Annotated in this window: 16 protein-coding genes; 8 read left to right on the plus strand and 8 right to left on the minus strand. The window is 75.6% G+C overall.

The features are described from left to right. The first annotated feature begins 47 nt into the window (after nt 1-47). Genes CLV28_RS03770 through CLV28_RS03780 form a run of 3 tightly spaced genes read left to right on the plus strand, consistent with a single transcriptional unit; the run spans nt 48 to nt 3,169 of the window. The gene (locus CLV28_RS03770; protein WP_100421903.1) at nt 48-1,316 is read left to right on the plus strand and encodes a threonine/serine exporter family protein; all 1,269 of its coding nucleotides are present in this window, start codon (nt 48-50) and stop codon (nt 1,314-1,316) included. 60 nt (nt 1,317-1,376) lie between these two features. Further along, entirely contained in the window at nt 1,377-1,937 is a 561-nt protein-coding gene (locus CLV28_RS03775) for an RNA polymerase sigma factor (RefSeq protein WP_100421904.1), read from the plus strand. After that, nucleotides 1,934-3,169, plus strand: coding sequence for a hypothetical protein (locus CLV28_RS03780; RefSeq protein WP_100421905.1), 1,236 nt, complete (start codon nt 1,934-1,936; stop codon nt 3,167-3,169). Before CLV28_RS03775 ends, CLV28_RS03780 begins: the two co-directional genes overlap by 4 nt. Nucleotides 3,170-3,175: 6 nt before the next feature. Here the strand turns inward: CLV28_RS03780 and CLV28_RS03785 are convergent, their stop codons facing one another. Further along, nucleotides 3,176-4,057 carry a TetR/AcrR family transcriptional regulator gene (locus CLV28_RS03785; RefSeq protein ID WP_157802478.1) on the minus strand — a complete coding sequence of 294 codons (882 nt, stop codon included), beginning with the start codon at nt 4,055-4,057 and terminating at the stop codon, nt 3,176-3,178. A gap of 88 nt (nt 4,058-4,145) precedes the next feature. Here CLV28_RS03785 and CLV28_RS03790 point away from each other — a divergent pair, with 88 nt between their 5' ends. The 3 genes from CLV28_RS03790 to CLV28_RS03800 all read left to right on the plus strand — a co-directional run bounded on the left by CLV28_RS03790 (nt 4,146) and on the right by CLV28_RS03800 (nt 6,173). Continuing rightward, entirely contained in the window at nt 4,146-5,453 is a 1,308-nt protein-coding gene (locus tag CLV28_RS03790) for a M18 family aminopeptidase (protein ID WP_100421907.1), read from the plus strand. A 121-nt stretch (nt 5,454-5,574) separates the two neighbouring features. Then, entirely contained in the window at nt 5,575-5,973 is a 399-nt protein-coding gene (locus tag CLV28_RS03795) for a hypothetical protein (RefSeq protein ID WP_100421908.1), read from the plus strand. Continuing rightward, complete coding sequence (locus CLV28_RS03800) at nt 5,970-6,173, plus strand: helix-turn-helix transcriptional regulator (protein ID WP_100421909.1); 204 nt, start codon at nt 5,970-5,972, stop codon at nt 6,171-6,173. The genes CLV28_RS03795 and CLV28_RS03800 overlap by 4 nt, the downstream gene beginning before the upstream one ends. A gap of 18 nt (nt 6,174-6,191) precedes the next feature. Here CLV28_RS03800 and CLV28_RS03805 read toward each other — a convergent pair whose 3' ends face one another. The 7 genes from CLV28_RS03805 to CLV28_RS03835 all read right to left on the minus strand — a co-directional run bounded on the left by CLV28_RS03805 (nt 6,192) and on the right by CLV28_RS03835 (nt 17,515). Beyond that, entirely contained in the window at nt 6,192-7,292 is a 1,101-nt protein-coding gene (locus CLV28_RS03805; RefSeq protein WP_100422385.1) for a uroporphyrinogen-III synthase, read from the minus strand. A gap of 91 nt (nt 7,293-7,383) precedes the next feature. Further along, complete coding sequence (gene cobA, locus CLV28_RS03810) at nt 7,384-8,613, minus strand: uroporphyrinogen-III C-methyltransferase (protein WP_100421910.1); 1,230 nt, start codon at nt 8,611-8,613, stop codon at nt 7,384-7,386. Further along, nucleotides 8,610-8,969, minus strand: coding sequence for a nitrite reductase small subunit NirD (gene nirD / locus CLV28_RS03815; RefSeq protein ID WP_100421911.1), 360 nt, complete (start codon nt 8,967-8,969; stop codon nt 8,610-8,612). Before nirD ends, cobA begins: the two co-directional genes overlap by 4 nt. Before the next feature lie 92 nt (nt 8,970-9,061). Further along, nucleotides 9,062-11,707, minus strand: coding sequence for a nitrite reductase large subunit NirB (gene nirB / locus CLV28_RS03820; RefSeq protein ID WP_100421912.1), 2,646 nt, complete (start codon nt 11,705-11,707; stop codon nt 9,062-9,064). A gap of 9 nt (nt 11,708-11,716) precedes the next feature. After that, the gene (locus tag CLV28_RS03825) at nt 11,717-13,474 is read right to left on the minus strand and encodes an FAD-dependent oxidoreductase (RefSeq protein WP_239073124.1); all 1,758 of its coding nucleotides are present in this window, start codon (nt 13,472-13,474) and stop codon (nt 11,717-11,719) included. After that, nucleotides 13,471-16,008: a molybdopterin oxidoreductase family protein gene (locus CLV28_RS03830; RefSeq protein ID WP_170062618.1), complete on the minus strand. Its 2,538-nt coding sequence runs from the start codon at nt 16,006-16,008 to the stop codon at nt 13,471-13,473. Before CLV28_RS03830 ends, CLV28_RS03825 begins: the two co-directional genes overlap by 4 nt. Nucleotide 16,009: 1 nt before the next feature. After that, nucleotides 16,010-17,515, minus strand: coding sequence for an MFS transporter (locus CLV28_RS03835; RefSeq protein ID WP_100421913.1), 1,506 nt, complete (start codon nt 17,513-17,515; stop codon nt 16,010-16,012). A gap of 179 nt (nt 17,516-17,694) precedes the next feature. Between CLV28_RS03835 and mobA the strand changes: the two genes are divergently transcribed. Both mobA and CLV28_RS03845 read left to right on the plus strand, forming a co-directional pair. Then, nucleotides 17,695-18,633, plus strand: a complete 939-nt coding sequence (mobA, locus tag CLV28_RS03840) for a molybdenum cofactor guanylyltransferase (RefSeq protein WP_239073125.1) — start codon at nt 17,695-17,697, stop codon at nt 18,631-18,633. Beyond that, the gene (locus CLV28_RS03845) at nt 18,630-21,335 is read left to right on the plus strand and encodes a DEAD/DEAH box helicase (RefSeq protein ID WP_239073126.1); all 2,706 of its coding nucleotides are present in this window, start codon (nt 18,630-18,632) and stop codon (nt 21,333-21,335) included. Before mobA ends, CLV28_RS03845 begins: the two co-directional genes overlap by 4 nt. The last annotated feature ends 73 nt before the right edge of the window (nt 21,336-21,408 follow it).

Here is a 21,408-nt window from a genome sequence, read left to right on the forward strand (position 1 = left end):
CTGTGCCGCCGGATGCCCCGGACCAGCCGACCGACCATGATGGGGGCATGCCCACGGCGCCCGACGACCACGAGATCGAGCTGATCCGCCGCTCCGGGGTGGCGCTGCGGGCAGGCCGGCTGAGCCTGTCCGCCGGGACGGGCTCGTACCGGGTCAAGGCGTCGATGGCCCGCGTCGCCCGCGCCGTCGGCATCGAACGGCACCACGCGCTCGTCACGCTCACCGAGATCACCGCGACCTCGCACCTGGGCGCGAGCTTTCGCACCGAGGTCACCGAGGTGCGCTCCGTCGGCATCAACGCCGACCGCCTGACCGAGCTCGAACGCCTCGCGCAGCGCCTCGAGGACAAGGGCCGGCGCAGCACGGTCGAGGAGGTCGCGCACGAGCTCGACCGCATCCAGGACAAGCCGCCGTTGTACCCCGTCGCCGTCAACGCCCTCTGGGCCGCACTCGCGTGCGCCGGGTTCGCGTTCCTCAACAACGGCGGCTGGGTCGAGCTGCTCGGCGTGTTCGTCGGCGCGGGCGTCGGGCAGGCCGTGCGCCGCACCATGATCCACCGTGGCTGGAACCAGTTCGGCGTCACCATGCTCGCCGCGACCGTCGCGTGCCTGCTGTACGTGCTCGTGCTGCTGGGGCTCCAGGGCCTCGGCGCGGACGCCGCCAACCACGAGGCCGGGTACACCTCGGCCGTGCTGTTCCTCGTGCCCGGGTTCCCGCTCGTGACCGGGGCGCTCGACCTCGCCAAGCTCGACTTCTCGGCGGGCGTGGCCCGCCTGACCTACGCGCTCATGATCCTCACGTCCGCGGCGCTCGCGGTGTGGGCGGTCTCGGAGGTCGCGGGACTCGACCCGGTGCCCGCCGCCCCGCTCGGGCTCGACACCGGCCTGCTCGTCGTCCTGCGGGTCCTCGCGAGCTTCGTGGCGGCGGCCGGGTTCGCGCTCATGTTCAACAGCACGTGGTCGGTCGCGCTCGCCGCGGGGTGCATCGGCGCGGTCGCGAACGTCCTGCGGCTCGCGCTCGTCGACGCCGACTTCCCCGTCCAGGGCGCCGCTGCGGTCGCCGCGCTCGTCGTGGGCCTCGTCACCGCGCTCGTGGCGCCCCGCATGAACGTGCCGCGCGTGACGACCTCCGTCCCCGCCGTCGTCATCATGGTGCCCGGCGCGGCCGCCTACCGGGCGATCTTCCACCTGTCCAACGGCGAGACGACCCAGGCCCTCGCGTACGGCGTCGAGGCCGGCCTCGTCGTCGCGTCGCTCGCGATCGGGCTGGCGTTCGCCCGTATGCTGACCGACCGCGAGTGGGGATTCGAACGCTGACCCCAACGGTCGCGGCAACCCGTGCGTCGACCAGGGTGTGAAGCATTCGAGAGGTGCCCGATGACACGGCACGACGACCGGCTGAGCGCCCTCGTGGCGGGCCGCGGCGATGCGCTCGTGCGGTACGCGTTCCTGCTCTGCGGGGACCGCGGGACCGCCGAGGACCTCGTCCAGGACGCCCTGGTGCGGGCGTTCTCGCGGTTGCGCCCGCCGCCCGAACCACCACGCTCGCCCGACGAGCTGACCCTGCACGGGCCCGACGGCCGCACCACGATCGAGCACCTCGAGGCGTACGTGCGGGCGACGATCCTGCGCGGCTACCTCGACTCCTACCGGCGGCGGCAGCGCTGGACGGTCCGGCTCCCGCTCGTCGCCGGCCCCGACCGGCACGAGGGGCCCGAGGCCGCCGTCGCGGACCGCACCGACCTCGAGGCCGGCCTCGCCCGGCTCAGCCCACGGCAGCGCGCGTGCGTCGTGCTGCGGTTCCACGAGGACATGACCGTGCCGCAGGTCGCGCACGAGCTCGGCATCGCCGAGGGGACCGTCAAGCGGCACCTGCACGACGCGATGAACGCCCTCAAGACGACGATCGGCACCCCGACCGGAAAGGTCACGCGATGAGCGCCCACGACAGCACCCCGCAGCAGGACCCGTTCGAGGCCGAGCTCCGCGCAGGGCTCGGGCGCCTCGGCGCGACCGCACCCGCCGGCGCCCTCGACGCGCACCTCCCCACGATCGCCCGGACCGCGCGCCGTCGCCGCGCCGCCAAGCGCACGTCGGCCGGCGCGCTCGGCGTCGCCGCGGTCGCCGCGGTCGCGGTCGTCGGGATCCAGCTCCCGGGCGACGACGGCGCGATCCCCGCCGGCCCGAGCCCGACCTCGACCTCGACGGTCGCCCCGACCGGCGGGTTCGTGGACGGGTCCGTCCCCGCCTGGCTCGAGGGCACGAGCCTCGCGTGCGGCGCGGACGCTACCCTGCTCGCGGCCGTCCCCACGACCGCCGCCGGGACCGACGTGACGATCACCGCGACCGCACCGCTCGCCGCGACCCGCGCCGACGACGGCGGGTGGGAGTACCGGCTCCCCTACGCCTTTCCCGCGCAGGAGGGCACGGAGCGGCTGCACGGGGTCCGGCCGACGCTCGCCTGGGTCCAGCACGGACGCGTCGTGGGCCTGGGTGCCGCGCCCGACCCCGCCACGGCCACCTCGTGGCCCGCCGACGTCCGCATCGACGGCGAGGCGCTCGCGGACGCGACCGACTACTGCGCCCCCGGGCCGGACGGGACCTACCCCGCGACCATGCCCGCGGGGGAATACACCGTCGTCGCCTACGGTCCCGTCTGGACGGACGAGCACACCCCCGGCGACGAGGTCTGGACCACGACGGCGCAGGCCTCGGCCCTGGTCACGCTCGGGGCGGACGGCGCGGTGACGTCGTCCGCGATCGCCGGGGAGGCCGGAGCGCCCGTGGTCCCGGGAGAGATCGCCCGCGACGTCACCGACGACCGCGGCGTGATCCCGACGAGCACGGGCACGGCGGTCGACGTCGCCCGGGCCGGGACGACGTACGAGGTGCGGGCGGCGTGCGCCGGCCGGGACCTCGGGACCGGGGAGGCGCTCCTGCGGTGGTCCCTGCTCGACGCCGCCACAGGTTCCGGTGCCCCCGACGACGCCGACCGCGAGGTCGCGGCCGGGACCGTCCGGTGCGTCGGCGGGCAACCCGGCGACCCGGTCGCGGCGGACGGCACGCCGGTCGTGGCGCTCACGGCGGGCCACCCGTACCAGCTCGTGCTGCGCGCCCTGCCGGAGGACGTCACGACCGCGACCGTGGTGCTCGCGCCCGCCGGCGACTGAGCCGCGTCAGGAGGTGCGCGACGCCCGGGCCTGCACGTCGGCCCGGGCGTCGACCATCGCCGCGACCCCCGCGACGACCCGGTCGATCCCGAACTCGAGGTCCGTCGTCGCGGACCACGCGGCCGCCTGCGCCTCGCCGACCGCCGCGCCCACGCGGGCCGCACGCTCGTACGGGCTGAGCTCGCCGATCGCGACGAGCACGTCCTCGTTCTCGGTCCACCACGCGTCGTCGGGCTGCTCGGCGTCCGACCGCAGGCGCTCGGCCTCGCGGTAGCGCCGTGCGGCGCTCGCCGCGGTGCTGACCACGAGCGTCACGGTCGCGTCGACCGTGACGTCGTCGAGCCCCGTGCCGTCGAGGGCGCCGAGCTCGAGGTCGTACTTGCGGGTCTCGCCGGGGCCGAGCACGGGGCGCGCGAGGTCGACGTCGAGCAGCCACGGGTGCTCGGTGAGCAGCGTCCAGTTCTCGTGCCCGACGGCCCGCAGCCGCTCCTGCCACGTCGCGCCCGGCACCTCGTGCGACGCGCGGTACATCGCGGCGTACGCGCGGTCGACGACGAGGTCGACGAGGTCGTCCTTGTTCTGCACGTACGTGTACACGCTCATCGTCCCGAGGCCGAGCGACTGCGCGAGGCGTCGCATCGAGAGCCCGTCGAGGCCGTGCGCGTCGGCGAGCGCGAGCGCGGCGTCGGCCACCTCGGCGGCCGTGCGCGAGGGCCGGGGGCCGCGCGTGGCGCGGTCGCCCACACCCCAGAGCATCGCGAGCGTGCGGGCGGGGTCGCGCGGCCGGGCGGGCGTCGCGCCGCTCGCGTTCCTCGCGGTCGTTCTGCTGGATGTCCCGGCGCTGGTGGGCGCGCTGCTGGACGGCGTGCTGCTGTCGGCGGATGTCACGCCCACACTCTGGCAGACGTGCGGCCCCGCACCGGGGAGCGCCGGGCCCGGAGCCGCTTGTCGACCCCGGAACGGGCAGACTGGACCCGTGACCGACCAGACCACGTCCCCCGTCCCCGCCGCCGCCCGCACCCACGTCGACGACCTCGCCCGGTTCGTGACGGCGTCCCCCTCCTCGTTCCACGCCGCCGCCGAGATCGCGCGCCGCTGCGTCGACGCGGGCTTCGTCCGCCTCGACGAGGCCGACGCCTGGCCCACGGGGCCCGGCCGGTACGTCGTCGTGCGCGACGGCGCGGCCGTCGCCTGGGTCGTGCCGGACGGCGCGACGCCGACCACGGGCGTCACGGTGCTCGGCGCGCACACCGACTCGCCCGGGTTCAAGCTCAAGCCGCGCCCGACGACGGGCCGTGCGGGCTGGTGGCAGGCCGGCGTCGAGGTCTACGGCGGGCCGCTGCTCAACTCGTGGCTCGACCGCGAGCTCGAGCTCGCGGGGCGCCTCGTGAGCACGGACGGCACCGAGCACCTCGTGCGCACCGGCCCGATGCTGCGCATCCCGCAGCTCGCCGTGCACCTCGACCGTGCGGTCAACGACGGGCTCGCGCTCGACAAGCAGCGCCACACCCAGCCCGTGTGGGGGCTGGGCGAGCTCGCCGGGGCGGACGTCGTCGCCGCGCTCGCCGCGCAGGCCGGCCTCGAGGGGTCGGACGTCGCGGGGTACGACGTCGTCGTCGCGGACACCCAGGAACCGCGGACCTTCGGCGCCGACGCGGCGCTGCTCGCGTCGGGGCGGCTCGACAACCTGCTCTCGACGCACGCGGGGCTCGTCGCGCTGCTCGACGTCGCCGACGGCGCCGGGGTCGAGCTCACCACGATCCCGGTGCTCGCGGCGTTCGACCACGAGGAGATCGGCTCCGGGTCGCGCTCGGGCGCGGCCGGCCCGTTCCTCGAGGACGTGCTCGCCCGGATCGGCGACGCGCTCGGCGCGGACGCGCAGGACAGGCACCGGGCGCTCGCCGCGTCGCTGTGCGTCTCGAGCGACGTCGGGCACGCGGTGCACCCGAACTACCCCGAGCGGCACGACCCGGCGAACCAGCCGCTCGCGGGCGGCGGGCCGATCCTCAAGATCAACGCCAACCAGCGGTACTCGACCGACGCCGTGGGCGCGGCGCTGTGGAACCGCGCGTGCACGGCCGCGGGCGTGCCGTCGCAGGAGTTCGTCTCGAACAACACGATCCCGTGCGGCTCGACGATCGGCCCGATCACCGCGACGCGCCTCGGCATGCGGACGGTCGACGTCGGCGTGCCGATCCTGTCGATGCACTCGGCGCGCGAGCTCTGCGCGGTGCTCGACCCGTGGTTCCTGACGCGCGCGGTGCGGGAGCTGTTCGCGCGCTGAGCGGGCGCGCGTGTCGGCGTCCGCGGACCTGGTCCGGGGCGACGCCGCTCCGTGGCGACTGTGTATAGTGACCTATCCGTATAGGTCACTATACGGATAGGTCACCATCCCTGGAGGAACCGTGCTCGCACGCTGGTCGTGGGCCGTGCTGATCGGTCTCGGCATCACCGGAGCCGTCGCGCTGCTCGCCTGGACCCTCTCCCCGGAGCACCCCGGAACCTCCGCGGTCGTCTTCGCGGCGACGGCCCTGCCGTTCGGCGTGCTGGTCGGCTGGGTCGTCGCGGTCGCACGGCCGCCCGCGTCGACCACAGGGGACTCGGCCGAGTCCGCGTGGCTCGGCACGGCGCTGTCCGGGGCCGCGACCGACGTGGTCGTCGCGGCCGGGCTCGCGCTCGCCGTGGTGTCGGTCGCCGGGCTCGACCTGCCGGCGCAGCTCGTGCTCCTGGGCGTGCTGCTCGTGGTGCTCGCCTCGGCCACCACGCGCTACGCCCTGGCCCGCGCCCGGGCGGTCGGGGCGTGAGGAACAGCGTCCGCGCCCGGCGGCTCGCCGCCGGCTGGTCCCAGGCCCGCCTCGCCGAGCTGCTGGGCGTGACACGGCTGACCGTGATCTCGATCGAGAAGGAGCGGTTCGACCCGAGCCTCCCCCTGGCCTTCCGGATCTCGTCCGTCTTCGACGCACCGATCGAGGAGATCTTCGACCCCGAGGGTGCCGCACCCTGACCCGCGCGGCGCAGCGTCTCAGGCGGTCTCCGTGAGCTCCAGCCGGTAGCCGCGCTTGACCACGGTCTTGACGAGCGCGCGGTTGCCTGCGGCCTCGCGCAGCCGCGCGATCGCGACCTCGGCCGCGTGCGGGTCGAGCGACGCCCCCGGCAGGATCTCGAGCACGCGGTCGCGCGGGACGACGTCGCCGCGGGCCTCGGCGAGCGCGCGCAGCACCGCGAGCCCCGAGGGCGACAGCGGGAGAACGGCGCCGTCGAGCACCGCGGTGCGCGACCGGATGAGCAAGCGCCCCGCGACCGTGCACAGCGCGAGCGTCTCGGCGTGCTCGTAGTGCCCCACGAGGGTGCGAACGAGCGCGCCGAGGCGACCGCGGTCGGGCTGGAGCGTGGGCACGCCGCGCTCGGCGAGCGGAGCCGCGGTGATCGGGCCGACGGCGGCGGCGACCATGGACCCGTTGCCGAACCTGCCGACCACGGCCGCGAGCAGCCCGGCCTCCTCGACCGCGCGCATCCACGCCTCGGCGCCGGGCGCGGACGTGAACGCGACCGCGTCGATCTCGCCCGACGCGGCGGCCTCGACCGAGGCGACGAGCGCGGCCGGGTCGGGCGGCGGGCCCCACCGGTACACCACGAGGCTCGACACGCGCGCCCCCGCCTCGGCGAACACGACGTCGAGCCCGTCCGCGCCCGCGCCGTGGTGCTGCACCGCGACGCGCAGCCCCTCGACGCCCTCGCTCAGCAGCACCTCGGCGATCTCGGCCGACGTCTCCGACTCGGCGACCCAGTCGGCCTGGAGCCCCGCGGCCTGGATGGCGCCGCGCGCCTTGGGCCCGCGCGCCACGATCCGCGCGTCGGCGAGCACCTCGAGCAGCCGGTCGGCCAGGCCGTGCGCGTCGGCGGCCTCGACCCAGGCACGGAACCCGATGCCGGTCGTGACGACGAGGACGTCGGGCGGGGTCTCGATGAGCGCGCGCGTGCCGGCGATCAGCGTCTCGTCGTCGACGTGCGGGATCATGCTCAGCGCGGGCGCGTGCACGATCGTCGCCCCGCGTCGTTCCAGGGCAGCCGCGAGCTCGCCCGCGCGCCGCTCGGCCGTGACGAGCACGGTGCACCCCGCCATGACCTGACCGAGCGCTGGCCGCGCCGCCTCCGACTGCTCCGTCACGCTCTCCCTCTCGATGGCACTGCACTGGTCGTGCCGGCCCGCCCGCTCACGCGAGGTCCAGCGCCGCGACGTCGCCGACGACGATCACGGCCGGTGCCCGGACCCCGACTTCCCCGGCCCGCCGGGCGACGTCCGCGAGCGTCGACCGAGTGACGCGCTGCTGCGGCGTCGAGCCCCGCTCGACGATCGCGACGGGCGTCGCGGCGTCCGCGCCGGCGGCGGTAAGCTGCGCGGCGATCGCGTCGAGCGCCGAGACCCCCATGAGCACGACCAGCGTAGCCGCGCGCTCGACCACGGACGCGACCGCCGCGGCGTCGAGCGTGGCGCGCCCGGCCGAGTCGTGGCCGGTCACGACGTGGAACGCGGCGACGGTGCCGCGGTGCGTGAGCGGGATCCCCGCGAGCGCGGGCACGGACAGCGCGCTGCTGATGCCGGGCACGACCTCGACCGCGACCCCGGCCTCGCGGCACGCGTCGACCTCCTCGCCGCCCCGACCGAAGACGAACGGGTCGCCGCCCTTGAGGCGCACCACGCGGCGTCCGCGGCGGGCCTGCTCGACGAGGATCGCGTTGATCTCGTGCTGCGGGACGGCGTGGTGGCCGGGCGTCTTGCCGACGTCGACGACCTCGACGCCGGGCGCGAGCTCGTCGAGCACGCCGGTGGGGCCGAGGCGGTCGGTCACGACGACGTCCGCCTCGGCGAGCGCGCGACGGCCGCGCACCGTGAGCAGGTCGACCGCGCCCGGTCCGCCGCCGACGAGGACGACGCTCCCGGGCCCGGTGCGGCGGCGACGCTGGTCGACGCCCGTGCGCAGGTGCTCGGCGATCGCGTCGCGTACGCCGCGCGCCCGGCGCGGGTCGGCGCCGTGGGCGCTGACGACGCCCACGACGACGTCGCCCGAGCGGGTCACGGCGGGCGTGCGCGCGGTGCCGTCGTCGACCTCGCTCGCGACGACGCACCAGGTGCGTCGGGCCTCGGCCCAGCGTGCGACGTCCCGGTTCACGGTCGTGCTGTCGGTCGCGGCATGCACGAGCCACGCGCCGTCGACGTCGGCCTCGACGACCTCGCGCTCGTCCCACCGGACCGTTCCCCGGCCCGGCCCGACCGCGTCGGGCGTCGCGACGAGGTCGCGCAGGTCCTCGCACGCCCACGGCGCGACGACGCGCACGTGCGCGCCGTCCGCCACGAGGGCACGGGCGCGGCGGGCCGCGACAGGGCCGCCGCCAGCGACGAGCACGTCGCGTCCGGCGACGTCCACGCCCAGGAGGGTGGTCACGCGAGGCCCACGTGCACGACGCCGTCCCGCACCTCGACCCGGTGCGCGACCAGGTCCGGGCCGTGGCCTGGCCGGGGCGAGTACCCGACCGGGTCGAGGCACTCGCCCGTCAGGAGCGAGAAGACCTGCTTGTACATGGGGCCCGCGACCGTCGGGACGTCGCCGCGCGTGCCCACGATGCCGCGCGACATGACGTTCGCGCCGCTGTACGGGTCGAGCTGCTGCACGGCGCGGACGGTGCCGTCCGCGAGCCGGAACAGCGCGACCTGGACGCCGTCGACGAGCGCCGCGGCGCCGCGCTCGGGGGCGAGGTCCGCGAGCGCGCACACGGGCACGGTCATCGGGGTGCTGGTCATCGGGGTGGTTGTCGTCGGGCTGCTGGCCGTCGGGCTGCTGGCCGTCGTGGTGCTTGTCGTCGTCACGAGCGTCCTCTCGATCGGCGTCGCGCTCATGCGCGCACCTCCAGCCTGGGTCCGGCGATCACGGGGGCGTCGGCGGCCCGCTCCTCGGGCGTCGCGGGCCGTCGCTGACCGCGCTCGGCGACGTATGCGAGGTCGGGGTCGGCGACCGTGGGCGCGTTGACGAACGACCCGAACCGGCGCAGCTTGTCCGGGTCCTCGAGCACGGCCCGCCACTCGTCCTCGTACGCGTCGACGTGCGAGGCCATCGCGGCGTCGAGGTCCGCGCAGATGCCCAGCGAGTCCTCGAGGATCACCGCGCGCAGCCCGTCGAGGCCGCCCTCGACGTCGTCGACCCACGGCGCGGTGCGCTGCAGGCGGTCGGCGGTGCGCACGTAGTACATGAGGAACCGGTCGATCGTGCGCAGCAGCTCGGCGCTCGTGAGGTCCTCCGCGAAGAGCTGCGCGTGCCGCGGCGTGAACCCGCCGTTGCCGCCCACGTACATGTTCCAGCCCTTGTCGGTCGCGATCACGCCGACGTCCTTGCCGCGCGCCTCGGCGCACTCGCGCGCGCAGCCCGAGACGCCGAGCTTGATCTTGTGCGGCGAGCGCAGGCCCCGGTAGCGCAGCTCGAGCTCGACGGCCATGCCGACCGAGTCCTGCACGCCGTACCGGCACCACGTGGACCCGACGCACGACTTCACGGTGCGCAGCGACTTGCCGTACGCGTGCCCGGACTCGAAGCCGTGCTCGACCAGGCGCCGCCAGATGTCGGGCAGCTGCTCGATGCGGGCGCCGAACATGTCGATGCGCTGGCCGCCCGTGATCTTGGTGTAGAGCCCGAAGTCCTTGGCGACCTGCCCGATCACGAGCAGCCCGTCGGGCGTGATCTCACCGCCGGGGATGCGCGGGACGACCGAGTAGGTGCCGTCCTTCTGCATGTTCGCCATGACGTGGTCGTTGGTGTCCTGGAGCGCCGCCTGCTCGCCCGCGAGGATGTGCCCGTTGCCCTGCGAGGCGAGGATCGACGCGACGGTCGGCTTGCAGATGTCGCAGCCGCGCGTGCCCTCGACCCCGAACCGGCCGATGATCTCGCTGAACGTGTGCAGGTCGGCGACGCGCACCGCGTCGAACAGCTGCGCCCGCGACATCTCGAAGTGCTCGCACAGCGCGTTCGACACCTCGATGCCGGCCCGCTCGAGCTCGGTCGTGGTGATCTTCTTGACGAGCGGCAGGCACGACCCGCAGCTCGTGCCGGCCCGCGTGCAGGCCTTGACCGACGCGACGTCGGTGCAGTCGTGGTCGGTCACCGCGGCGCGGATCGTGCCCGCCGAGACGTTGTTGCACGAGCACACCGCCGCGTCGTCGGGCAGCTCGAGGGTGGGCGCCCCGCCGGTGCCCTCGGGCAGCAGGAACGCGCCCGGGTCGCCCGGCAGCGCGCTGCCGAGCATGGGCCGCAGCGACGCGTACGGGGTCGCGTCGCCCACGAACACGCCGCCGAGGAGGGTGCGCGCGTCGTCCGAGAGCACGAGCTTCTTGTAGACGCCCGCGACCGGGTCGGCCCACACGAGCTCCATCGCGCCCTCGGTGCGGGCGAACGCGTCGCCGAAGCTCGCGACGTCGACGCCCTGGAGCTTGAGCTTGGTCGCGGTGTCCGCGCCGGGGAACGTCGCGTCGCCGCCGAGCAGCCGGTCCGCGACGACCTCGGCCATCGCGTACCCGGGGGCCACGAGGCCGATGCACCGACCCTCGATGCACGCGACCTCGCCGACCGCGAAGACGTGCGGGTCCGACGTCCGGCACCCGAGGTCGACGACCACGCCGCCGCGCTCGCCGATCTCGAGGCCCGCGTCGCGCGCGACCTCGTCGCGCGGCCGCACGCCGGTCGCGACGACGACGACGTCGACACCCAGCTTGCCGCCGTCACCGAACTGGAGCCGGCTCACGCGGCCGCTGCGCCGGTCGGCGACCATCTTCTCGGTCGCCGAGCCGGGGCGGACGGCGATCCCGAGCTCGTTGATGAGTCGCTTGAGCGCCTGCCCGCCGCCCAGGTCGATCTGCGCGCCCATGAGGTGCGTGCCGAACTCGATCACGGTCGCCTGCGCGCCGAGCGCCTTGAGCGCGCCCGCTGCCTCGAGGCCGAGGAGCCCGCCGCCGATGACCGCGCCGCGCACCGGGCGGTCGACCCCGTCGCCCCGCGACGACCGGACCTGCTCGACCCACCCGCGCAGCGCGGCGACGTCGTCGACCGTGCGGTAGACGAACACGCCCGGCAGGTCGTGGCCGGGGATGGGCGGCATGAACGCGTACGAGCCGGTCGCGAGCACCAGCTCGTCGTACGCGTGCACGCGGCCGAGCCGGTCGGTCACGGTGCGCGCGTCGCGGTCGACCGCGTCGACCTTGCAGTCGCGGTGCAGCGTGACGCGCGGGTCGTCCCACATGCTCGCGTCGCCGAGCACGAGCTCCTCGGGGTCGCGCGCCGAGAAGTACGACGTGAGCGCGACGCGGTCGTACGGCAGCCGCGGCTCCTCCGCGAAGACCGTGACGTGCCACGCGCCCGCGCCGGGGGCGGCGTCGAGCCGGGCGAGGAACGCCTCGACGAGCCGCTGCGCGACCATCCCGCCGCCGACGACGACGAGCTCGTGCGCTGCGACGAGCTGGCTGGGTGTGCCCTCGGGCAGGGGTCCTGTGCTCATGGCTCGACGCTAGAGAGCCACGGTTTCGGCCCGTGCAGGGCGCGGTTTCGGTGCCGTAATGCTTTTCTCACCGGCACGGTCCGTCTCGCGTGAGAACTCCGTGCCCTGCTCGGGCGAGGCCTCGCGCAGCCAGTCGACGATCCCGCACACGGCCTCGGTGCAGCCGCCGCAGCCCGTCGTGGCGCGGGTCGCGCGCGCGACGTCCTCGACGCTGCGCGCGCCGCCCTCGTGCCAGCACGCGACCAGGTCGCCCTTGCTGACGCCGTTGCACCGGCACACCGTGGTCGCGTCGGGCATCGTCGTGGGGGACGACGCCGGCGCCGCGGTCGGCATGACCGTCGCCGTGAGCAGGTGGGCCGGGTCGGCCGGCACGGGCGTGCGCCGCGTGTACGCGGCCGTCAGGTCTGCCGCGATGCGGGGGTCGCCCACGCAGGTGGCGCCCACGAGCACCCCGTCGGCGACGACGACCTCGACCCACCGGCCCGCGTCGGGGTCGTCGAGCCGTACGGTCCGCGACGCCGGGTCGGGCGTGCGGCGCGTGCCGCACACGCCCATCGCGACCGCGTCGAGGCCCTTGACCTTGACGACGTCGGTGCCACGCGTCGTCGGCCCGGTCCCTCCTCGGCCGGGCGACCGGCTCGCGAGCGCCGTGCCGAGGCGCACCGCCATCGAGGGGCGGTCGGAGCCGCCGGGGAGCCGCAGGTGGACGGTCGGCCCGGTCGTGTCGCCTGGGCTGGGGCTGGGGCCGGACCGGCCCCGGGCGTCGACCCGGTCGTCGCGCGCGAAGCCCTCGGCGAGGCTCTCGGCGAGGCGGCGCGACTGGTCCCAGCCTTGCGCGACGAGCCCCTGCGAGCCACCCGGCGGCTGCGCGCAGTCGCCGATCGCGTGGATCGTGGGGTCGTCGGGGCTCGCGAGGTCGTGCCCGACGACGACGCCGTGGTCGACCGCGAGCCCTGCGGCGTCCGCTAGCGCGACCTCGGGCACCGTGCCGCACGCGAGCACCACGAGCTGCGCCTCGACGACCTCGCCGGGGGTCCGGGTGTGCCCGTCGAGGCGCAGCCCGTGCACGTGACCGTCGTGCACGAGCACCTCGCTGGGGCGCGCGCCCGTGCGCACGTCGACGCCCGCACGGGCGAGCTGCGCCGCGAGCACCTCCCCCGCGCCGGCCGCGAGCTGCCGGTCCATGGGCGTCGTGGCGCCGTGCACGAGCGACACCGCGAGACCGCGGGCCGCGAGACCGGCCGCCGCCTCGACCCCGAGCACTCCCCCGCCGACGACGACCGCGCGCGTCGCGGTGAGCGTCGCGGCGACGATCTCGCGCGCGTCGTCGAGCGTGCGCAGCGCGTGCACGCCCGCGGGGAGCGGGTCGAGACCGGGCAGGTCGGGGATCCGCGCGGCCGAGCCGGTCGCGAGGACCAGCACGTCGTACGGGTGCGCGGTGCCGTCGTCCGCGAGGACGCAACGCGAGGTCCGGTCGACGCCGACCGCGCCCACGCCCGCGTGCACCGCGACGCGCGGGTCGCGCGCGCTCGCGAGGGTGATGCGCGCGACGTCGGCCCGACCCGCGACGACGTCGCTCAGCAGCACCCGGTTGTACGGCTCGTACCCCTCGGCGCCGAGCACGGTGACCGCGAGGGGCGCGGTGCCGCGCCGCTGGAGGAGGTCCTCGACGAATCGCGACCCGACCATGCCGTGCCCGACGACGACGACGCGCGGGGTCCGGGCCTGCGGGGAATGGGCCTGCGGGATCGGAGGCTGCGGCGTCACGTCCGTGCCCCCGCATCCGTCGGGGGTGTCGCCGAGATAGAAGTGAGCGCGCGAGATAGAACGTCCGGGGTTCTATCTCGGCCGCTCGGTTCTATCTCGGCGGTGGGGCGGTCGGCAGGGTCGTCGGCGGACGGGTTCACCGCGGACACCGCGACCGCGCACACCTTGAACTCGGGCATCGCGGAGATCGGGTCGACCGCGTCGGTCGTGAGGCGGTTGACGCTGCCGTCGCCGCTCCAGTGGAACGGCACGAACACCGTGTCGGGACGCACCCGGTCGGTCCAGCGCGCCTCGGCGACCATGACGCCGCGGCGCGACTCGAGCCGCACCGGGGCGCCGTCGTCGACCCCGAGACGCGACGCGAGGACGGGGTGGATCTCGACGAACGGCGCGGGCACCGCGCGCTCGAGCTCGGCGACGCGGTGCGTCTGCGCGCCCGACTGGTAGTGCTGCAGCACGCGCCCCGTGACGAGGTAGACCGGCGCCTCGTCGCGCACGTCGTCGCTGGGCCCGACGTGGTCGACGACCGTCATACGGGCCCGCCCGTCGGGCGTCGCGAACCGGTCGAGGAACATCCGCGGCGTGCCCGGGTGCGGCCCCTGCCCTTGCCCCTGCCCCGTGGTGTCGGACGACGGAGCCGGGCACGGCCAGAACAGCCCGGTGCCGCCGGGAGCCGCGTCGTCAGGCTCCGCGGTGCCGTGCTCTGCAGCACCGAGCTCTGCGGCGTCGAGCCGCGCGTGGCTGAGCCCGCTGTAGTCGGCGGGCCCGCCGGCCGAGGCGCGCGCGAGCTCGTCGAACACGACGGCCGGGTCGGTCGGGAGATCGACGGTCGACCCGAGCCGGCGGGCGAGCTCGGCGAGGATCCACAGCTCCGACCGTGCCTCGCCCGGGGCGTCGAGCACCTTGCGGCGGCGGATCACTCGGCCCTCGAGCGAGGTCATCGTGCCCTCTTCCTCGGCCCACTGCGTGACGGGCAGCACGACGTCGGCGAGCATCGCCGTCTCGGACGGCACCGTGTCGCACACGACGAGCAGGTCGAGGGAGCGCAGCCGCTCGACGACCCTGCTCGCGTCGGGGGCGCTGACCACGAGGTTCGAGCCGTGCACGAGCAGCGCGCGCGGCCCGCCCGGAGTGCCGAGCGACCGCAGCAGCGCGACCGCGGGCATCCCCGGGCCCGGCAGGGTCGCGGGGTCGACGCCCCACACGCGCGCGACGTGCTCACGCGCCGCAGGGTCGTCGATGCGCCGGTAGCCGGGCAGCTGGTCGGCCTTCTGCCCGTGCTCGCGACCGCCCTGCCCGTTGCCCTGACCCGTCACGGCCCCGAACCCGCTGCCCGCGCGTCCGGGCAGACCGAGCGCTAGCGCGAGGTTGATCGCCGCGGTCACGGTCGCGGTCCCCTGCGTCGACTGCTCGACGCCGCGCCCCGTGAGCACGTACGCACCGCGCCCGCCGCGCGCGGGCGATGCCGCCGCGAGCAGCCGCGCCGCACGTCGCAGCTCGTCGGCCGGCACCCCGCACACCCCCTCGGCCCGCTCGGGCCACCACGCGGCGCAGGCCCGCAGGACGTCGTCCGCGCCCGTGGTCCGCTCGGCCAGGTACGCGACGTCCTCGAGCGACTCGGACCACACGACGTGCAGCAGCGCGAGCAGCACGACCATGTCGGTGCCCGGCACGGGCTGCAGGTGGATGCCGCGGCCGTCGTCCGCGAGGCCCGCGGTCACGCTGCGTCGCGGGTCGACGACGACCAGGCCGCCCGCGGCACGCGCACCCTCGAGGTGCTGCACCGACGGCGGCATCGTCTCGGCGAGGTTGGAGCCGAGCAGCAGCACGGCCTGCGCGCCGCCCAGGTCGGCGAGCGGGAACGGCAGACCTCGGTCCACGCCGAACGCTCGGTTCATGCCCGCCGCCGCGCTCGCCATGCAGAACCGGCCGTTGTAGTCGATGTTCGGCGTGCGCAGCACCGTGCGCGCGAACTTGCCCAGCGCGTACGCCTTCTCGTTCGTCAGCCCCCCGCCGCCGAACACCGCGACCGACGCCGGACCGTGCTCGGCCGCGAGCGCGCCGAGGCGCCCGGCCACCAGGCCGAGCGCCTCGTCCCACGACGCGGGGCGCAGCGCGCCGTCCGCGCCACGCAGCAGCGGCGTCGTGATGCGGTCGCTCGCCCGCAGGACGCTCGCACTCGTCCACCCCTTCTGGCACAGCCCACCCCGGTTGGTCGGGAACTGCCGCGGCTGGACGTCCACGACCGGGCGGACGTCGGGTGCGACGTCCGCCCCCGACGCGGCGGCTCCCGGCCCGGCGCCGTCCGCGGGGATGCCCGGCACCGGGGTCTGTGACTGCGGTGCGGGCGTCGACGGTGCGGGCGTCGACGGTGTCGGCAACGTCGGCGTCAACGACATCGCGCACTGCAGCGCGCAGTACGGGCAGTGCGTGCTCGTCGTGCCCGTGCTGCGAGAGCCCGTACCCGTCGTGCCGCTGCTCGTCGTGCTCGGGGGAGCTGCCGCGTCCGCGCGGGCCGTGGTGCTGGTCGTCATGTCAGACCTTCGCCGCGCCCATGACCGAGCCGCGGCGCGAGTACACGGCCCAGCACACGACCGCCATGACCGCGTAGACCCCGATGAAGGTCCACAGCGCCGGGACGATGCTGCCGGTCGCCGACGTCGACGCCGCGAACCCGCGCGGGATCAAGAACCCGCCGAACGCCCCGACCGAGCCGGCGATGCCGAGGCAGCCCGCCGCGGCCTTGCGGGCGGCGGTGCGCGCGGCCGCGACCGCTGCGTCGTCCTGCCCGGCGGTCGCCCGGCCCGCGCTCACCTGGAACACGGCCGGGATCATGCGGTAGACCGACCCGTTGCCCACGCCCGTCGCGACGAACAGCCACAGGAACGACCCGAAGAACAGCCAGAAGCTGTGCGAGCCGAGCGCCGCGATCGCCCCGACCGCGCCCAGCGCCATCGCCGCGTACGCGACGATCGTGACGCGCGCACCGCCCACGCGGTCGGCGAGGATCCCGCCGAGCGGACGCGTGACCGACCCGACGAGCGCCCCCATGAACGCGATCGACAGCGCCATCTCGGGGAACTGGCCCTTGAGCAGCAGCGGGAACACGCCCGCGTAGCCGATGAACGAGCCGAACGTCCCGATGTACAGGAACGAGATGACCCAGGTGTGCTTCTCGCGGGTCGCCGCCCCGAACGAACGCGGGTCCGACTTCGCCGAGGCGAGGTTGTCCATGCACCGCCACGCGAGGAACGCCGCGAGCAGGATGAACGGGATCATCATCAGGCCGGCCCGCTCGAGCGAGACGCCCGCGCCGACCGTGATGACGATCGGCACCGCGAGCTGCACCGCGGCGCTGCCGAGGTTGCCGCCCGCCGCGTTCAGGCCCAGTGCCCGACCCTTCTCGCGCTCGGGGTAGAAGAACGAGATGTTCGCCATCGACGAGGCGAAGTTGCCGCCGCCGAACCCTGCGAGCGCCGCGACCAGGAGCATCACGCCGAACGACGTGTCGGGGCGCTGCACCGCCCACGCGAGGGCGATCGTCGGCACGAGCAGCAGCAGCGCCGAGACGATCGTCCAGTTGCGACCGCCGATGAGCGGCACCGCGAACGTGTACGGGATGCGCAGCGTCGCCCCGACGAGGCTCGGCGCCGCGATGAGCCAGAACAGCTGGTCGGTCGTGAACGCGAAGCCCGCGTCGGCGAGCTGCGGCACGACGATCGACCACAGGCCCCACACCGCGAAGCCGAGGAACTCCGCGAAGATCGAGATCCACAGGTTCCGGTTGGCGATGCGCTTGCCGCCGTCGTGCCAGAACGTCTCGTCCTCGGGGTCCCAGTGGTCGATCCAGCGCCCCCCGAGCCGCGCGCGCGGCGCGGCTCCAGCGGTGGCGCTCGCGCTCGGGGACGTGCTCGGGGACGTCGCCGTCGTCGGGCTCACGGCCGGCGTGACGGTGGCGCCCGCAGGCGGTGCGTCCTGCACGGTCGCGGCACTCGACCCGGTCAGTGGCTCGGGCGAGGCGTCGTGGTTCGGTCCTGACATGTCCGGTCCTCCGGTGCGTCGAGGTGCTGGGCGGGAACGTCCCTGTGGCAGCGACGCTAAGGACGGCGTGTTTCCCCGCCCGGCCGATGCCGTTAAGTCGCCGTAAGGAACTCCGCACAGCGCCGTCGTGCGGGGTGTGAGACGGCGCGTGGGCGCTCCCGGGTGGCTACGGTGAGCGCATGCCTGCCCGACCGACCGACCGCACGCTCAGCGACCGCACGCTCCCTGGCAGCCCGCTCGCTCACGGCGCTCGCGCCCACGACGTGATCGGGCTCGACGCTCGCGCCAACGACGTGATCGGGCTCGGCGCTCGCGCCCACGCGGCGATCATGCTCGACGCGATCGTGCTCGCCGGCGGACGGTCCTCGCGGCTCGACGGCGCGCCCAAGCCCGAGATCGTCGTCGCCGGGTCGACGCTGCTCGACCACGTGCTCGCCGCGACGGCGTCGGCCGCGGGCGTGGTCGTCGTCGGCCCGGACGACCTGCGCCGCCCGGGCGTCCGGGTCGTGCGGGAAGACCCGCCGTTCGGTGGACCGGTCGCCGCGATCGGCGCGGGCCTCGCAGCGCTCGACGCACCCGCACCGTGGGTCCTGGTGCTCGCGTGCGACGTCCCGCGCGCCGCACGAGCCGTGCCTGCGCTGATCGCGGCCGTGGCCGGCACGGGTGCCGGAACCGACGCCCGGGCGGACGCCGACGCGCGATCTGACGCAGGATCCGACACCGAGACCGAGTCCGAGGCCGAGGCCGACGGCGCGTACCTCGTGCGCGACGGCCGTGCGCAATGGCTCGTGGGCCTGTACCGCCGGTCGGCGCTCGACGCGCGGCTCGCCTCGCTCGCCCGCCCCACGGGCGCCCTCGACGGGCTCCCCGTGCGCAGGCTCGTCGACGGGCTGCGCTGCGTCGAGGTGCCCGACGACGCCGGGCTGAGCGTCGACCTCGACACGTGGGACGACGTCGCCCGGTACGAGGCGCAGCACGACGAGGCGCAGCCGAGCGATGTGCGTCCCGGCCGCAAGCACCCCGACCGCCAGCACGCCGAAGGCAAGCGCTCCGACGACATGCACGACGGCGACGCAGGCCAGGACGGCACGCACCACGACGACGCGGGCACCCCGTGACGCACCCGCTGCTCGACGTGCTGCTCGCGAACGGCCGCCGCGCCGACCGCCTGACGCACGTGCGCACGCTGCCGCCCCGCGAGGCCGTGCACGCCGACTGGCCGTCGTGGGCCGACCCGTCGATCGTCGGCGGCTATCGCGCCCTGGGCGTGGACCGCCCGTGGCGTCATCAGGTCGAGGCCGCGGACGCCGCATGGTCGGGCAGGCACGTCGCGCTCGCGACGTCCACGGGGTCGGGCAAGTCGCTCGGCTTCTGGTTGCCCGCGCTGTCGTCGGTGCGCGTCGACACCGCACGCGGGGTGCTGGACGCGGGCCGCATCGAGTCCGCGGTGGGGCGCGGCGCGGTGCTGTACGTCTGCCCGACGAAGGCCCTCGCGGCCGACCAGCTCGCCTCGCTCTCGCGCCTGGTCGACGCCTCGGGTGCGCGCGACCTGCGCGTCGCGACGTGCGACGGCGACACGGGCTTCGACGAGCGCTCCTGGGTGCGCGACCATGCCGACGTCGTGCTCACCAACCCGGACTTCCTGCACTTCTCCCTGCTGCCGAACCATCAGCGGTGGGCGCGGCTGCTGCGGAGCCTGCGCTACGTCGTCGTCGACGAGGGCCACGCCTACCGGGGCGTGTTCGGCGCGCACGTGTCGCTCGTGCTGCGCCGCCTCGCACGCCTCGCACGCCACTACGCGCCCCGCCGTCCGGGCGAGGAGCCGCGCGGCCTCACGTTCGTGGTCGCGTCGGCCACGTCCGCGGACCCGGGCGTGACCGCGGCCCGTCTCGCCGGGGTCGACCCGCACGACGTCGTCGTCGTCGCGGACGACGCGTCGCCCGCCGGGTCGACCACGTTCGCCCTGTGGGAGCCGCCCGAGATCACCGGCTACCGACCGCCGGACGACGCGGCTGCTCCCCGGCCGGACGGCGCACCCGGGTCGGACGACGCATTCCCGCCGGACGCATTCCCGCCGGACGCAGGCGAGCCGGATGCACACGAGCCGGGTGCCCCCGGGCCGGACGACGCCCCCGACGTGCTCGTGCCCACCGACCAGCCCGAGTATCCGCGCCGCACCGCGACGGCCGAGACCGCGGACCTCCTGGCCGACCTCGTCGCGCACGGCGCCCGCACGCTCGCGTTCACGCGCTCGCGCCGCGGCGCCGAGACCGTTGCGAGCGCGACGCGCGACCACCTGCGGCGCATCGACCCGGACCTCGCCCGGCGCGTCGCCGCGTACCGGGGCGGGTACCTGCCCGAGGAGCGCCGCGAGCTCGAGCAGGCAGTGCGCTCGGGGGCCGTACGCGCGCTCGCGACGACCAACGCGCTCGAGCTCGGCGTCGACATCTCGGGGCTCGACGCGGTGCTCATCGCGGGCTGGCCGGGCACCCGGATGTCGGTGTGGCAGCAGGCGGGCCGTGCCGGTCGGGCCGGCGCCGACGGGTTCGTGGCGTTCGTCGCGCGCGAGGACCCGCTCGACACCTACCTCGTGCACCACCCCGAGGCCGTCTTCAACGCCCCGCTCGAGGCCACCGTGTTCGACCCCGCGAACCCGTACGTGCTCGCCCCGCACCTGTGCGCGGCCGCGGCCGAGCTACCGGTACGCACTGACGACCTGACCGCGTTCGGCCGACCCGCGGACGTGCGGTCGGTCCTGGACGTCCTCGTCGCCCGCGGCGCGCTGCGCCGCCGTCCGTCCGGCTGGTACTGGACGCACCCGCAGGGCGCGGCCCGCCTGACCGACCTGCGGGGCACCGGCGGTGCGCCCGTCCGCGTCGTCGAGGCCGCGACGGGCCGCGTGCTCGGGACGGTCGACGCCGGCTCGGCCGACGGCCAGGTGCACGACGGCGCGGTGTACGTCCACCAGGGCGAGACCTACGTGATCGGGCACCTCGACCTCACGGACGGCGTCGCGACCGCGACCCGCCGCGACGTCGGGCACGGCACCTGGTCGCGCGACGTCACGAGCATCACGGTCGACGACCTGCACGAGCGTGACGACAGCGCCGATAGCGGGCACGACGGCGCTGACGGGCAGGACGGGGCCGTCGGGCAGGACGGGGCCGTCGGCGCAGACGGGCACGACGTGGTCAACGGGCACGGTGGTGCCTCCGCGCGTCCCGGGAACGCCCCGGCCGACGAGCCCCGGCCCACCACGTACCGACGCTGGGGCCCGGTCACGTGGGGCGTCGGGCCGGTCGAGGTGCGGTCGCAGGTCGTCGGGTTCCAGCGTCGGCGGCTGCCCGACCTGCAGGTGCTCAGCGACGAGCCCCTCGACCTGCCCGAGCACGTGCTGCCCACGACAGCGGTCTGGTGGAGCGTCCCCGACGCTCTGCTCGACGACGCGGCGATCGGCCCCGACCTCGCGCCCGGTGCGCTGCACGCGGCCGAGCACGCCGCGATCGGTCTGCTCCCGCTGCTCGCGACGTGCGACCGGTGGGACCTGGGCGGCGTCTCGACGGCTCTGCACGTCGACACCGAGCAGGCGACCGTCTTCGTGTACGACGCCTACCCGGGCGGTGCGGGGTTCGCCGAGCGCGGCTACGAGCTCGGGGCGACGTGGTTGCGCGCGACCCGTGACGCGATCGACGCGTGCCCCTGCACCGACGGCTGCCCCGCGTGCGTGCAGTCCCCCAAGTGCGGCACGTTCAACAGCCCGCTCGAGAAGGCCGCCGCCGTGCGACTGCTCGACGCCGTCCTCGCGCACGCGCCCCGCTGACCCGGCACGCGCCGCCCGGGACCGCGCCGTCCAGGACCGGGCCGTCCAGGACCGGGCACCCTCGGCACCCACG

The organism is Sediminihabitans luteus, from assembly GCF_002797595.1.
In the GTDB taxonomy this organism is placed as follows: Bacteria; Actinomycetota; Actinomycetes; order Actinomycetales; family Cellulomonadaceae; genus Paraoerskovia; species Paraoerskovia lutea.